General features: G+C 47.0%; 11 protein-coding genes. 6 read left to right on the top strand and 5 right to left on the bottom strand.

Features of this window, described 5'->3' with window-relative positions:
* Window positions 1–175: 175 nt before the first annotated feature.
* Together ACRBG0_RS03640 and recN are read right to left on the bottom strand one after the other, a co-directional pair.
* On the bottom strand, window positions 176–1,621 hold the full coding sequence (locus tag ACRBG0_RS03640; RefSeq protein ID WP_431485548.1) for a choice-of-anchor B family protein: 1,446 nt from the start codon (window positions 1,619–1,621) through the stop codon (window positions 176–178).
* A 49-nt stretch (window positions 1,622–1,670) separates the two neighbouring features.
* The gene (gene recN, locus ACRBG0_RS03635) at window positions 1,671–3,323 is read right to left on the bottom strand and encodes a DNA repair protein RecN (protein WP_431485547.1); all 1,653 of its coding nucleotides are present in this window, start codon (window positions 3,321–3,323) and stop codon (window positions 1,671–1,673) included.
* A gap of 290 nt (window positions 3,324–3,613) precedes the next feature.
* Between recN and ACRBG0_RS03630 the strand changes: the two genes are divergently transcribed.
* The 3 genes from ACRBG0_RS03630 to ACRBG0_RS03620 all read left to right on the top strand — a co-directional run bounded on the left by ACRBG0_RS03630 (window position 3,614) and on the right by ACRBG0_RS03620 (window position 5,725).
* Window positions 3,614–4,111 (top strand): hypothetical protein, encoded by a 498-nt coding sequence (locus ACRBG0_RS03630; RefSeq protein ID WP_431485546.1) that lies wholly within the window; start codon window positions 3,614–3,616, stop codon window positions 4,109–4,111.
* A gap of 232 nt (window positions 4,112–4,343) precedes the next feature.
* Window positions 4,344–4,796, top strand: a complete 453-nt coding sequence (locus ACRBG0_RS03625; RefSeq protein ID WP_431485545.1) for a hypothetical protein — start codon at window positions 4,344–4,346, stop codon at window positions 4,794–4,796.
* Between the two features lie 212 nt (window positions 4,797–5,008).
* Entirely contained in the window at window positions 5,009–5,725 is a 717-nt protein-coding gene (locus ACRBG0_RS03620) for a hypothetical protein (protein WP_431485544.1), read from the top strand.
* 167 nt (window positions 5,726–5,892) lie between these two features.
* Here the strand turns inward: ACRBG0_RS03620 and ACRBG0_RS03615 are convergent, their stop codons facing one another.
* From ACRBG0_RS03615 to ACRBG0_RS03605, 3 genes are all read right to left on the bottom strand, one after another.
* The gene (locus ACRBG0_RS03615) at window positions 5,893–7,809 is read right to left on the bottom strand and encodes a YgiQ family radical SAM protein (protein WP_431485543.1); all 1,917 of its coding nucleotides are present in this window, start codon (window positions 7,807–7,809) and stop codon (window positions 5,893–5,895) included.
* A 474-nt stretch (window positions 7,810–8,283) separates the two neighbouring features.
* Entirely contained in the window at window positions 8,284–8,613 is a 330-nt protein-coding gene (locus ACRBG0_RS03610; protein WP_431485542.1) for a DUF6122 family protein, read from the bottom strand.
* A 101-nt stretch (window positions 8,614–8,714) separates the two neighbouring features.
* Window positions 8,715–11,294, bottom strand: a complete 2,580-nt coding sequence (locus ACRBG0_RS03605) for a protein-disulfide reductase DsbD family protein (RefSeq protein ID WP_431485541.1) — start codon at window positions 11,292–11,294, stop codon at window positions 8,715–8,717.
* Window positions 11,295–11,538: 244 nt separating this feature from the next.
* Here ACRBG0_RS03605 and ACRBG0_RS03600 point away from each other — a divergent pair, with 244 nt between their 5' ends.
* The 3 genes from ACRBG0_RS03600 to ACRBG0_RS03590 are packed head-to-tail and all read left to right on the top strand — an operon-like array spanning window position 11,539 to window position 13,499.
* Window positions 11,539–12,195 (top strand): outer membrane beta-barrel protein, encoded by a 657-nt coding sequence (locus ACRBG0_RS03600; RefSeq protein WP_431485540.1) that lies wholly within the window; start codon window positions 11,539–11,541, stop codon window positions 12,193–12,195.
* 11 nt (window positions 12,196–12,206) lie between these two features.
* Complete coding sequence (locus ACRBG0_RS03595; RefSeq protein ID WP_431485539.1) at window positions 12,207–12,848, top strand: outer membrane beta-barrel protein; 642 nt, start codon at window positions 12,207–12,209, stop codon at window positions 12,846–12,848.
* A gap of 36 nt (window positions 12,849–12,884) precedes the next feature.
* Window positions 12,885–13,499, top strand: a complete 615-nt coding sequence (locus ACRBG0_RS03590; protein ID WP_431485538.1) for an outer membrane beta-barrel protein — start codon at window positions 12,885–12,887, stop codon at window positions 13,497–13,499.
* Window positions 13,500–13,639: the final 140 nt, after the last annotated feature.

Raw genomic sequence — 13,639 nt, 5'->3', positions numbered from 1 at the left:
GTGCGCAGGCCGTGAGGCCGGAGCTCGGTGCCAGGATGGCGCAAGGACAATAGGATGGTAACTGCGCTGTAAGGGTGGGGTCTAAACCCGCCCTTACAGCGCAGTGGACAGCCTGGTGCCGTATTGGCGTTTGCACCGCAACGCTAATACCGGCATGGCCCAAAAACAAAGATGGTCAATTTTGAATAATCACCTTCTGGGTCATATGCCATTCTTCTGCCTGGATGTCTAGCAGATACATCCCATTCGGTAAGGTGGGTAAGGCTAGTGAGGTGTTACCTGTGTTCAAGGTTGTTGTGGTAAAGGTATGGATCACTTGGCCACTTAGGTTCAGTAGGCGGAGTTTGGCTTCCGTAGTCGTTGCACTTTGTGGGAGTTGCAGGTTGATAGCGCTAGATGCCGGTTGTGGGAAGATACCTATTTCTCCTACCCACGTTGGTTGTTCCGTACTGTTGACAATGCCGCAGTTGAGTACGCTTTCTGTTTGCTGATAGCACTCGGCCTCCGGGCCTCGTATTACAAATAAGCCTTTTTGCATGTCTGAAACCAGAATGTTGCCAGATGGTAAAAACGGATAGACGCCCCAAGCCCCGCGATAGCTATGGTCAAATACCCAATTAGAAGTGTCGTAATAATATGCAGGCAGAGGGTTGGCGGGATCAGAAATATCATAGACCATCAGCCCATCGTAGTAGTACGATACGTAGAGGTAATTACAGGCGACAATCTGATTGTGTGGAATGGTTTGCGATAATTCAGGGTTTGGTGCAGCTAGCACGCCAATATCCAGTAGGTCCGTTGGGTCGCTCACGTCAATCACTTTGATCGGGTAGCCGTGGTTTTCGTCACCGAGGTAGTAATATTGGCCATCGTTGCTGGGCCAGCCCGAGTGGTTGTAGCCAGAGAAGGAGTAGTCTTCCATTGTTCCTAAGGTCTGAGGGTTCATAGGATCAGTGAAATCCACCATCGCGAAGCCATCATAACCACAATTGAGGTAAGCCAGCCCGTCGTGAACGTAAGCATCGTGAACATGCCCCACCGAAAGCCCGCCAAAATTGGAGTATTCGGCCAGGTATACTGGTGTTGTAGGCTCACTGATGTCGTAAATACGCAATGCTGACCCTCCAGCTGTACCTCCATAAGCCGCCAGGCAATAGAGTTTTGCCTTTAGGCTATCGATGAAAATATTATGTGATTGCTGTAAGGTTTCCGCACTATCGTAAACCACGGATACCGAATCTGGCAAGGTGCTAATGTCAATGATTTGCAAGGTGCTATTACTGCCTTCATCTGCTACACTATATAGGTAGCAACCGTAATGGTGAAAGTCGCGATGGATGATAGAAGGGCCCACAGAGCCACCTGCTACAAAATCCATTTGGCGAATATCATCAGGGTTGGTGACATCTAAGAAATGGGTGCCCGCAGTAGATCCGATCACGGCGTATTCCCGACCACCAATGGCTAGGCCCCAAACATCATTGTAGGTGTTGTCGTAAGCAGAAGAACCTACTAGATTAGGATCGTCCCAATTGCCGAGCAGAGTAGCTTCCTGGAGTTCTATTTGAGCAGTTAGAGAAAGCGTCAGGCATAGGCCTAAGAATAAAAATATATTTCGCATAACAGATGTTTTTCTGATCTGCGAAGATAAGAAATGCCCATTGCTATATTTAACCAATCAGCTCTTTTGCATTCTCCAAGGCAGAACTACTGGGTGGGTTTTGACTTAGCATAACGGCAATAGCTCTCACTCGCTCTTCTGCGGCTAGTTGCCGTACTTTGGTCATGGTGCGGTCACCGTCTTCTTTTTTGTAGACAAAGAGGTGCTCATCTGCCCGGGCAGCTACTTGTGGCGAATGGGTAATGACGACTACTTGGTGATGATTGCTGAGCTTGCGCAGGATGTACCCCATCTTGAGGGCCACATCGCCGGATACACCTGCATCAATTTCGTCAAAGATCAAGGTTGGAAGCGCCATGGCACTTGCCACCAACGATTTTGTGACCAGTGTCAGGCGCGATAATTCGCCACCGGAAGCAACATTTTTAATTGGCTTGGGGGCGCTGCCTTTATTGGCAGAGAAAAGGAATTGCACTTCATCCAACCCAGTAAGACTCAGCTGCGGCAATTCCTGAATGTCAACCACCAATTGAGCTGCGGGCATCGCCAAGTCAGCAAGAGTAGTGGCTACTTCCTGAGCAAAGGTTGGGCCTACCGCCCGGCGTTTTTTACTGAGTTCTTGTGCTTGTTGGCGCAACTTCTTCTCTGCGGTTTCGACCTGTTTGGTCAGTTGCTCGATCTGCTCGTCGACATTTTCAAAAAGACTTAAATCCTTTTGCAATCCCTCCTGGATAGCCAAGAGTTCCTCTATACTGGTGACGTGGTGCTTCTTCTGTAAACGGTAGATCATGTCCAAGCGGGCCTGCATCTCCTGAATCCGTTCGGGGTCATAGTCCGTAGCTTCAGCATGGCGCTCTAGTGAGGTGCCTATATCATTGAGTTCTTCGGTTAAACTGAGGAGCCGTTCCTGTAACTCAGCCACTACGGGGTCCACTTTGGCAGAACTCTGTAGTGATTGGGTAAGCGTTTGTAGCTGATCTACGATAGATTGCTCACTTTCGCACAAAAACTGAAAAGCTTCAGCGCTCGAACGCTTGGTGTCTTCGGCATTACTGAGGCTGGCAAAGTCTGTCTCCAGGCTTTCTTGTTCGTCGGCCAACAGTTCGGCTTCCTGTAGTTCTGTAAACTGAAATCGCTTGAACTCTAGCTCCAGATTAGCGCTCGCGTTTTGGTTGCGTAGTTGCTCTAGCCGAGATTTAGCTTTGCTATAAGCCCGGTAGCCTTCCTGATAGCTTTGGAGTAGTGCTTTGTTTTCGGCCAGCGCATCCAATAGCCTCAGCTGGAAACCCATCTGATGAATGTCCAGGGTGTCAAATTGTTGATGCAGGTCGATTAATACGGCACTCAGGCTTTGGAGTAGCTTTAGGTTGGCTGGCGTGTCATTGATAAAAGCCCGGCTTTTACCACTAGGGGTTATTTCACGGCGGATAATGAGTTCGTCTTCGTAGTCGAGGTCATTGTCCACGAAAAAATCCCGCAGGCCATATTCACCGACTTTAAACCGCCCTTCAATCACACATTTTGTAGTAGGATCATAGAGGGCTTTGGTGTCGGCTCTCTCTCCCATGATTAGTCCGAGTGCACCTAAGATAATAGACTTTCCCGCACCTGTCTCACCAGTGATGATGGTCAGGCCCTCAGGGAATGATATATTCAGCACCTCAATGAGGGCATAATTTTTTATGTGCAGGCTTTGAATCATACTCCAGTTACTGGCTTCGTGCTTAATCGCGACAAAAGTAAAGCTTTTAAGACATTTATAGGCTTTTTCTGCGGTTCTTAAAATTTTTTGTTGGTCAATTGCCCGAATTGTCTTTTCTTGCCTTTCGGTTTAAAAAGATGTACAGGATTTTAACTTTCGCTGCAAATTTTTGTGATCAAACTGAAACGAAAATTGTTAGCTACAGGTACGGAGCGTGATTTTTTTTGATTTCAAGTATAAAGGATATCAGAGAATCAATTTTGCGACCTCAACACCAAAAGTAAACAACTATGACCGCTTTATCTCGCAGCCTGTTTGCTGCGTTTTGCCTCTTTATGGTCTCCTCCCTTAGCAACTGCTCTGCCGACGGTCACGTTCGGGGTTGGCAGCCATTGGATTTACTGCCGTACGGCGTATCTGTGTCTGTTTTAGCCCCTCCAGATGCGGAGGTGAAAGTGGGCAGCTTGAAGTCAGCGCTTGTCAGTGATCTCACCATAAAGGGAGGTAGCGACTACAGTATCCAACTGTTCTACGGTCCTGCCATTACCAATGATATAGCTCACCTCAAAAATGAACATATGGAGAATGTTCGTGATAATCGCTATTTCAAAAAGATTGTGAAGGAGGAAGTAGCCGGCTTTATTTACCAATCTATGATTGACAGCACCGCTACTTACGGTTTTCGTTTCGTGAAATTGCAAGGCGACCAGGAATTGAACTTTCAGACAGGCCTGGGGGCATTATTTTCCCTCGAAGATGTGCAGTTGATGTATGAGGCGGTGAAGTAGTTGGTTGGATTGTTCGATGGTTGGTTTTTGGGGCCTACCCTCCTTGAGTCGGGTCGCTATGTTGCAGGGCTCGCTATTCGCTCGGCCATATTGCGCCAATGGCTCGTGCTGCGCTACTCACCCGTGGCACAATATGTCTGGCCCGTCAGCGCCGGGCCACCCTTCCACAGCGCTAGGCCGGGAACGGGAAAACTAGTTTTAATTAAGTACGGTATCAACGTAGCATCATAGAATGAATAAGCGGTTACTGCTTCTACTTTTCTTGCCACTCTTCTTCATCTCCTGTTTGTCTGATGGAGAAGAAGTCGTCAAGTTTTATACTGATTACCAAGAGGGGATCAAAGTAGCAACTGAAGCTAACCGGCCCATTTTATTAATTTTTGCGGCCTACGCTAGCCCAACGGGAAAACCCCTGGGTTTACTACACGATCCAGAGCTTAAGACTGTACTCAAACAACATGTCTGCATCCTGCTAATGACCGATGACCGGACAGTACTAGCAAATGGAGAGACCCAAGGCGCAGTTAATACTGAATTACAACGTAGCTACGGACATAATTTTCAGCCTTGCCTTTTGAAGCTAACGCCTGATTTGCAGCCCATCGGTGCTCCTGGTGGGTACATGACGTCAAAAAAGGAATTCCTCCATTTTATTTTTTCTACTCAATCATCTAACGTGAATTGATGTTCGACCTCATTCGAGGTCGTTCTTACTTCTATTCACTATAACTTGTACCTACGGCTGACCTTGAATTGTGTTAAAGCAAAATAGGAACTTCTTCTGCTCCGTTTTCGTCCCTGTTCGTCGTAGGTTGTACCTACGACGTTGACTTTGAATTATGTTAAAGAAAAATAGGAATCTTACCCAATCCGTTTTCGTCTTAAACTAATTCAAATATGCGCAACTTCCTCTCTCTTTGTTTTTGTCTCTCTCTATTCACAACTTTTGCCCAAAATGCTGAGATCAGGTTAACCACAGGTTTAATGGGCAGTGACCTGTTTACTAAAATATCAGTCGCCAGATTTTACGAGAATAACACGCTTACCAATTATTATGCCCTTAGGCAAGATTTCAGGGTTAGTCCATATATAGGTATCGAAAAGCGTTCCGCAAATGGTGTTCGGCAAAGCTGGGGTATCCTCCGTGCTAGTTTCAATAATAGTACTGCTGATGTGGTAAGATCAGATTCGAGTACCGGAATTTTCGAACCTACTTCTGGTGAAAAAAGAAGAGAGATAAGCCTGGCTTTACGATGGGCTTTAAGTAAAAGAGTTACCGCATTTTCTGGTCAGCGTTTTACAACATCTCTCGGTTTTGCTGTCGATCCCTTTTTTTTATACTACAGGTCTGTCCCCAGCACCTCGGCAGGCTTTCCATTCACATTGACACAGTTGGGGGTTACGGGCAGTTTTTTGACCCAGTTTGAGTACCGTATTACTTCACGGTTAGGAGTAGTTTTACAAGCACCTATTACGTTCAGCCGACTTTACGGGCAAAAAGCATCTCTGGAGAACCCTTTACTCACAACTCAGCAGCAGTCCAATAGCCTGATTGACGGCGAGGTTAAAGTAAGAACAGATCAATTTCTGTTGGGGGTAAGCTATAAGTTGTAGTTACCGTGATCGAAGTCGGAGGTCGGAAATGGGAAGTCGGAGGTATTTGATGCTACTAGGGGGCTGAGCCATCAACGAGCAAACCACCAAGCTCTTACACCGCCGCAATGTATTGCGACGCTACGGGGGGGTACTTCCGAATTTCGATCTCCTACTTCCGATTTTGCTTACCTCTTCTTCCTTCCCTTGTGCCCTTTTCTTCTTGCTTTTACACGGCCTTTGATGGTCTCGCGCTTGGCGTGGCGCTTCTTGTCTTCCAGTAGTTTTTCGATCAAGTCTTCACGATCCATACCGATGAGTTTGTCTTTGATCTGCTGGTAGTTTTCGCGTTTGTGCCAGAAGAAGAACATGTGCTGTTGCTTTTTCTCCTTGGGGCTACGAGCCGTGTATACGGGGCGCAAGGTATAGGGGTGCAGGCCGGTGTAGTAGGCTACGGTGGCTACGGTCATTGGCGTAGGCGTGAAATCCTGTACCTGCTCCAGACGGAAGCCCATATCCTTGGTTTCAGCGGCCAGGTTGGCCATCTCTTCAGCAGTAGAGCCAGGGTGACTGGATATAAAGTAAGGAATCAATGGCTGATTTAATCCGTGTTTCTTATTGATCCTTTCGTATTTCTCTTTGAAAGCATGAAAATGCTTGAACGAAGGTTTGCGCATCATTCTTAGCGTAGCATCACTGGTATGCTCAGGAGCCACCTTCAGGCGACCACTGATATGGCAGGTTACTACCTGTTCGAGGTATTCGTCGAGGCTGCCGTCGTTCTTTTTGTTGTAATCATCCACCAATAAGTCATAGCGGATACCACTGCCCACAAAGGCTTTCTTCACTTCGGGGTGAGCATCTACCTTTTTGTAGAGCTCCGTCATGGGCTTGTGGCTGGTGTCGAGGTTGCTACAAATCACCGGGTGAATACAGGAGGGAGCTACACAGCGGTCGCAAATTTCCTGCACTTTGCCTTTCATCTTGTACATATTGGCCGAAGGACCTCCCAAGTCACTGATGTAGCCTTTGAAGTCGGGCATCTTCGTCACGACATCCACTTCTTTCATGATGGATTCCTCTGAGCGACTGGCAATAAATTTGCCTTGGTGGGCCGAGATAGTACAGAAACTACAACCACCAAAACACCCCCGGTGCATGTTTACCGAAAAACGGATCATCTCATAAGCAGGAGGAGTACCCCGCTTCTTGTACTTAGGATGAGGAAGACGGGTATAAGGCAAGTCAAACGAGGCATCAATCTCATCCTCAATCATCGGCGGGTAAGGCGGGTTGATGACCAGCAGGTTGTCCTTCACTTTTTGCGTCAAGCGACGCGCTTGTACTTTGTTGGACTCTTGCTCAATGTGCTTAAAGTTGGCCGCGAAAGCTTTTTTATCCTTCAGGCATTTTTCGTGCGAACTCAATTCTAGCGTCTCCCAATTTTTGTTCTTAGGCGGTTCTGCTTCCCTATCCTGAAGAAAGGCAGTCTGTGGAATGGTCGTCAGTCGATCAAAGGGCACGCCACGTTGTACAAGGCGAATGATCTCACGCAGTGGTTGCTCGCCCATACCGTACACCAGTAAGTCGGCTCCACTTAAGGTCAGGATATTGGGAAACAACTCATCCTTCCAGTAGTCGTAATGCGTGACTCGACGCAATGAAGCCTCGATACCACCAATCAGCACAGGCACATCAGGGTAGAGTTCTTTAAGCTTTTGAGTATAGACAACCGTCGCGTAATCAGGACGGAAACCAGCGTGTCCGCCAGCAGTATAAGCGTCGGTAGACCGTCGCCGCTTGGAGGCTGTATAGTGATTGACCATCGAGTCCATACAGCCCGAGGTGACCCCAAAGAACAAGCGAGGACGTCCAAATTTTTTAAAATCGCGGAGGTCATCCTGCCAGTTGGGCTGAGGGATGATAGCGACTCGTAAGCCCTCACTCTCCATGATTCTACCAATCACAGCGGTACCAAAGGCAGGATGATCGACATAGCAATCCCCAGAGACGAGGATCACGTCCACTTCTTCCCAGCCACGCATCTCTACCTCTTTCTTGGTGATAGGGAGCCAATCCGTCAAAGGGCGGTTGTCATCGAGCATGTTCTTGCGGCACTGCCGTATTGAAAGTTTAAAAAAGCAAACTGGCTACAAAAGTAAGGATAAACCAAGACTTAAGGTGCGGCGAATAATAAGTTTCCCATTTCAGGCTAGAGGTTTTGGTGTTGAGCGAGGCGCGAAGAACGAGCATAGCCAAAGCTACGCAAGTGATGAGCAACGAAGCTCAGTGGCAAAAGATTAGTATTAAAGGGAGGAGGTTATACCACTTAGTGCCGGGTATATTATTCGCCGCCCCCATATGTGCGATTTCTGTTTTATCAAGGTGAGGCAGGAATATACTTGCATATTGGAATGATAAAGCGCCGAACGCGTGAGCGATGTGGAAGGGTGGCCGACCTGGGGGAGGCCAGACGGCGATCCCGATTTCATCGGGAGAGCTGGCCGAGCGAGAAGCGAGCCCTGTAACGTAGCGACCACGGAGTGGGCACGCCCTGAGAATGAAAATTACGGAACCTATCACATCCACCAGCAATCTTGGTAATCAGTAAGCATGTGCAACAAAAGCCCGAGGGCGATGATGCGAAATCGAGGAAAGAAAAACAACAGCGCGTAGATGGCAATGGCGTAATAGGAGTGTAAAGGGTGAAAGCCAATGCTACAACGGTTGGGGTCAAAAAGAGGATCTGCAAGGAGGTGATCCAGGTCCACCAGCATGGTCGCAATCATAATCCACCAAGCGCGCTGCCAATTGGAGCGGAAAAACAGCCACGCCAATAGACCCGGCACCAAAAAGTGGCCCGAATAATGGACAATGCTCTGCGCGATGTTGATGTATTGATGGTCCATGATCGAATTATTTTCCCTGTAGCCTACCTGCCTAAAAAACAATTCCCCACAACGGTTCACGATGCAGGGAATTGTTTTCTGAGGCTACTAAAATGTCGCTACTATTTCGACAAACGGCGGAAATTCTCCAATCCGCAGCGTAAAAATTCTGCGTATTCTTCAACATCTGGCGTATAGTTGACAGGACTGTTGAGGCGCTGTCCGTCAGGGCTGATCAGTACATACTGCGGCTGAGAGTTTTGGTTGAAGTAAATTTGCTGGAAGTGCGCCCACTTTTCGCCCACTTCATCTAGCTCGCGTTCGCGACCGCTGGTGGTGGTGACCATCATAGGTTCTTTCAGTTCCTTCTTGTCATCAACGTAAAGGCTGATCACTACGTAATCGTCCTTCAGGTAAGGATAGACTTCTGGTTCTGGCCATACATTTTCTTCCATTTTACGGCAGTTTACGCAAGCATAGCCTGTAAAGTCAAGCATTACGGGCTTGTTGTTCTCCTTGGCAAAGGCCAAGCCTTCTTCCAGATCTTTGAAGCAATCCAGCTGCTGCGGACAATCACAAGGGCGCCAGAAGCTGTAACATACCGGTGGCGCCAGACCACTTAGTAAGGTAAGTGGTCGGTAGCTTTCTTTCTCTGCATCTACGCGGAAACCGGTCATCAGGTAAGCTACAAAAGCGATGGTTAAAACAGCTAGCCCCACTCGGATAGGTGAAAGTTTTTTTATTGGGCTATCGTGTGGGAATTTGATTTTACCAAACAGGTAGAGTGCAAGGCCAATACCAATCAGGATCCACAGACCCAGGAAGAGTTCGATTTTGAGAAAGCCCCAGTGGTCTACCAAATCCGCATTGGAGAGGAATTTGAGTGCCAAAGCCAATTCTACGAAACCAAGTACCACCTTTACGGTATTCAACCAGCCACCGGAGCGCGGCAATGATTTCATCATACCAGGGAAGGCTGCAAAGATGGCAAAAGGCAAAGCCAAAGCCAAGCCAAAGCCGCCCATGCCAGCAGTGAGCTGCATAGCTCCTCCGTCGCCACTAAGTGCACCTACGAGTAAAGATCCCAGGATAGGCCCTGTACAAGAAAAGGAAACAAGTGCCAGGGTCAAGGCCATAAAGAAAATACCCAAAATACCGCCAGAGCCTTCTGCCGAGCTGGCCTTGTTGGTCCAGCTTTCAGGAACAGTGAGTTCAAAATACCCAAAGAAGCTGATCGCAAAAACAATAAAGATGGCAAAGAAGAAAATATTAAGCGGGACCGAAGTCGATATCTTGTTTAGAATATCCGGATCGATGGTATCCATCAAGTGGAACGGAATACTTAGGAGCAGGTACACCAAAAAGATAAAGAAACCGTACATAAGAGCATTAGAGACTCCTTTTTTACGTGTCGTTGCGCTCTTGGTGAAGAAGCTAACGGTTAATGGAATCATTGGAAATACACAAGGTGTAAGCAGTGCAATCAAGCCGCCAAGAAACCCGAGGCCGAAAATTTGCCAGATGCCTTTGCCGGATTCTACGGTTACTTCATCGTTGCATTCGCCTAGCGTTTCTGTATTTGCGATAGCCGTTTGGAAAGCTTCGCTACCATAACTTTGGGTTATACTGACAGGAGGGGGTGTTGTTTCAGTGGCATCTGTAGGTGCAGGTATTGCATCCGGATCACCAACAGTAATGCTCAAAGGATTGAAGCTGATCGCAAAATCGGTATTCATCGGAATGCAACGCGTATCGTCGCAACTCATGTATTCGATCGTTCCTTTGAGGGGCTGGTCTCCGGTGCTTTTATTACTAAATGTTACCGGGCCGTGGTCGTATTTCTTGACGATTACCCCAAAAACAGGGTCCATACCTTCCTTTAAATCACCACTTTCCTGAAAAGGAAGAATCACTTCTTCCTCTCCTTGTTGAATGTAAAAAGCAGTAGGAATGGGGCCATTATCTTCAGTGCCTTGGCTGTAGAGGTTCCACCCTTTTTGTAAATTAGCCGTAAAGGTGATTTCATAATCTTGGTCACCGTACTCGTCTACTTGTACTTCCCAGCGCACGGGCTGCAGGATGGTTTCAGTGGCGGTATTGGCTTCGATAGCTTTGGCCGATGTGATGGGCTGCCCACCGCGGCCAGAGGCTTGGGCTACCGTTTCCTCTACCTGTTGGGCAGCATTATCTGTGGTCGGTGTTGCTTCGGCGCGTTCGTTTTTAGGAGTGTCCTGAGGTGCCGCAGCGGCAGGTTCGAGCTTGAAGCTGAAATCTATCTCGGTAGGAGGGAGGCAGCGCTCATCGTCGCAGGTCATGAATTCCAACCACCCAACAACGGGCTTACTGTAGTCTGTTACTTTTACCTTCTGGGTAAAAACGACGGGCCCTTTGGTAAATTTGATGACCGTAACATTGTCAAATAAGGGGTCTGGACCTTCTTTTTTCTTGCCTTTTTCAGCAACTATTCCTTGGCGTTCATAGTGATCTCCATCATCAAAGTTAAAGGAGGTCGGAACAGGGCCGCCATCTTCTGTGAATTGAGAGTAAATGCTCCAACCGGCGTCAATATGTGCGGTAAAGACAAGTTTATATTCGTTGTTGCCGATTGATTCGCTGGTCATTTCCCATTTTACGGGCTCCAGAATTTGGCTCCAGCCAAAACTACAAAGCATTGATAATGCCAGGGTATAGAAAAACTTCATAGAATAGGTAGCGTTGAAGAAAAAAAGGTATTTACCAGATATACAATAAGGAGGTAAGTACAAAAATACGTCGCGAAGATCGGAAAGTTTATTCGCTTTAAGATGATAAGAAAAGATTAACAGTTGGTTTGTAGGAGAAACGACCAAGTAGGGGCACTTGGTGCTGATAGCCTTCGGTGTTAAAATTTAGCCCTGGAATATATCCATTATGGTGAGACCGTTTTATAGGCAAAACGCTTCTCTTATGAAAAACCAAGTATTATTGACGATCACGTTCGTCTTTTTATCATCTATTATTTACGGGCAAAGGCAGTTCAGTTACGGCATTAAAGCAGGTCTGAATATTGCGAATGTAGACGAAGTAGGGAGCTATTCTAATGGATTTACCGAAGAGGGTTACCTCGGAGGGCTGCCAATGGCCACAGGTGTCCGACCTCAGGTAGGCGCTTGGCTTTCTTTACCTATAACCGAGAAATTGGTACTACAACCGGAATTGCTTTGGACGCAAAAGTACCTGAAGTACCAATCTACCAACGAGGACCTCGATCACACCAATTTTGATTACCTTTCTTTACCGCTCTTAGTGGGTTACCGTTTCCATGAGCATTGGTCTGTTGAGCTAGGACCAGAAGTTAGCTATATGCTTTCTGCAACGCTAAAGGACCCAGGAGGGACCGGAGCTATGCTCAGTACCGCGATAAAGGAGGACAACCTGGAGTTTGGCGCTAATGTCGGACTTAAATATCAGAAAGAAGACTGGGTGCTGGGGCTTCGTTATCACCGTAGTTTTACCAGCTTTCAAAACTTTACGGTATTCGAACTCTCTGGTGTGCCTATTGGTGAAATAAAGCAATACCATCAGGGATTGGTGTTTTGGGTAGGGTATACTATTAAAGCTTAAAACTACATAATATGAAACAGGTATTGCTTCTTGTAGGGGTGTTTTTATCACTGCTTACTACCAGTTTAGCTCAAGCGCAGTTTGGTGTCAAACTAGGCCTTTACCTTGGTGAAGTGAAAGGGGGCTACGAAGAGACATTTCCTGATCTTGCTGTGGGAGGAGAGAAAGCGAGTGTCTTTCGCCAACCTCAACTGGGAGTGTGGTGGTACACGCCCTTTTCAGAAAAGCTGGGTTTGCAGGCAGAATTACTTTGGGTGCACAAAGTCTGGCAATTCGATGAGCAATTGTATATTTTGGAAGGTATGATTTTTGATTACCTGTCGCTGCCAGTTGCAGCTACTTATCGCTTCAAAAACTGGCAGTTTACTGCTGGTCCGGAAGTCAATTTTTTATTGGATCAACGGTTTATCAAGCCGATTCTTGGTTTTAATGAAGAAGGGGCCTTTTCCGAAGATTTCGCCCTTGGCTTAGGACTCAACTTTGGTGTGCAGTACCATGTAAAGGAATGGATAATAGGTTTGAGGGCCAGTCGAGACCTTACGACTTTTGAAGAACTAAGGTTTACAGACCTCAATGGAGAACCCATTGAGGGTGGAAAATACTACCACCAGGGGCTTACCCTGTGGGCAGGGCATCAATTACGATCTCGTTAGTGGTTGCTAATATACGAACACAAAAAAACATATAATATGAAACATATTCTCTTAGGAGCCTTATTGTTATTGCTGGGGACAACTTCAATTTCTGCACAGCTTCAATTTGGACTTAAAACGGGGCTACATCTCAATAACGTCGATCTAGTAGTTGATGATGGCGAACCGGCCGAATTTGCGACCAATCTGAAACCCCAGCTGGGCGTGTGGTTTTCGGTCCCTCTTTCCCAACGATTGAGCCTTCAGCCAGAACTGCTGTGGACGCAAAAAGACTGGAATTCAGAAGGGGCCAGGGACATGGGGGTGAGGTTTAATTATTTTTCTCTGCCAGTAGCAGCCGCTTATTCTTTCGGCAACTGGCAGGTAACACTCGGCCCAGAACTTACTTTTTTGCTTGACCAGCGATTCATAACTCCGATTGGAACTTTTGAAGAGAGCCCCACCATTGAAGAAAATGAATTCGGTCTCGGAGTGAACCTAGGCTTGCAGTACCATCTCAAGCAATGGGTGTTCGGCCTCCGAGCCAATCGTGACCTTACCAATTTTGAGAATTTTAAAATCACTGATATAAACGGCGAACCAATGGGCGACGCAAAGTTCTATCACCAGGGACTTACCCTTTGGGTGGGCTATGAATTGCTATCTCGGTAGGTTTAATTACGCTGCCAGGTCAAATTCATGAATTTGACCTGGCAGCGTACCCCTGATATTTCCTGATTTGGTTAAAAAAAACCTATGTGGCTACGTGAAAATCTAATGTGCCTATGTGTTAAAAAAAAATCTCAGGTGCC

Origin of the sequence: Lewinella sp., from assembly GCF_050633125.1 — a bacterium.
In the GTDB taxonomy this organism is placed as follows: Bacteria; Bacteroidota; Bacteroidia; order Chitinophagales; family Saprospiraceae; genus Lewinella.
This window is presented reverse-complemented; position numbering and strand designations above follow the sequence as displayed.

Coding starts and splice junctions, on each gene's coding strand:
- ACRBG0_RS03640 (WP_431485548.1), bottom strand. CDS start 1,621: ATGCGAAATATATTTTTATTCTTAGGCCTATGCCTGACGCTTTCTCTA.
- recN (WP_431485547.1), bottom strand. CDS start 3,323: ATGATTCAAAGCCTGCACATAAAAAATTATGCCCTCATTGAGGTGCTG.
- ACRBG0_RS03630 (WP_431485546.1), top strand. CDS start 3,614: ATGACCGCTTTATCTCGCAGCCTGTTTGCTGCGTTTTGCCTCTTTATG.
- ACRBG0_RS03625 (WP_431485545.1), top strand. CDS start 4,344: ATGAATAAGCGGTTACTGCTTCTACTTTTCTTGCCACTCTTCTTCATC.
- ACRBG0_RS03620 (WP_431485544.1), top strand. CDS start 5,009: ATGCGCAACTTCCTCTCTCTTTGTTTTTGTCTCTCTCTATTCACAACT.
- ACRBG0_RS03615 (WP_431485543.1), bottom strand. CDS start 7,809: ATGCTCGATGACAACCGCCCTTTGACGGATTGGCTCCCTATCACCAAG.
- ACRBG0_RS03610 (WP_431485542.1), bottom strand. CDS start 8,613: ATGGACCATCAATACATCAACATCGCGCAGAGCATTGTCCATTATTCG.
- ACRBG0_RS03605 (WP_431485541.1), bottom strand. CDS start 11,294: ATGAAGTTTTTCTATACCCTGGCATTATCAATGCTTTGTAGTTTTGGC.
- ACRBG0_RS03600 (WP_431485540.1), top strand. CDS start 11,539: ATGAAAAACCAAGTATTATTGACGATCACGTTCGTCTTTTTATCATCT.
- ACRBG0_RS03595 (WP_431485539.1), top strand. CDS start 12,207: ATGAAACAGGTATTGCTTCTTGTAGGGGTGTTTTTATCACTGCTTACT.
- ACRBG0_RS03590 (WP_431485538.1), top strand. CDS start 12,885: ATGAAACATATTCTCTTAGGAGCCTTATTGTTATTGCTGGGGACAACT.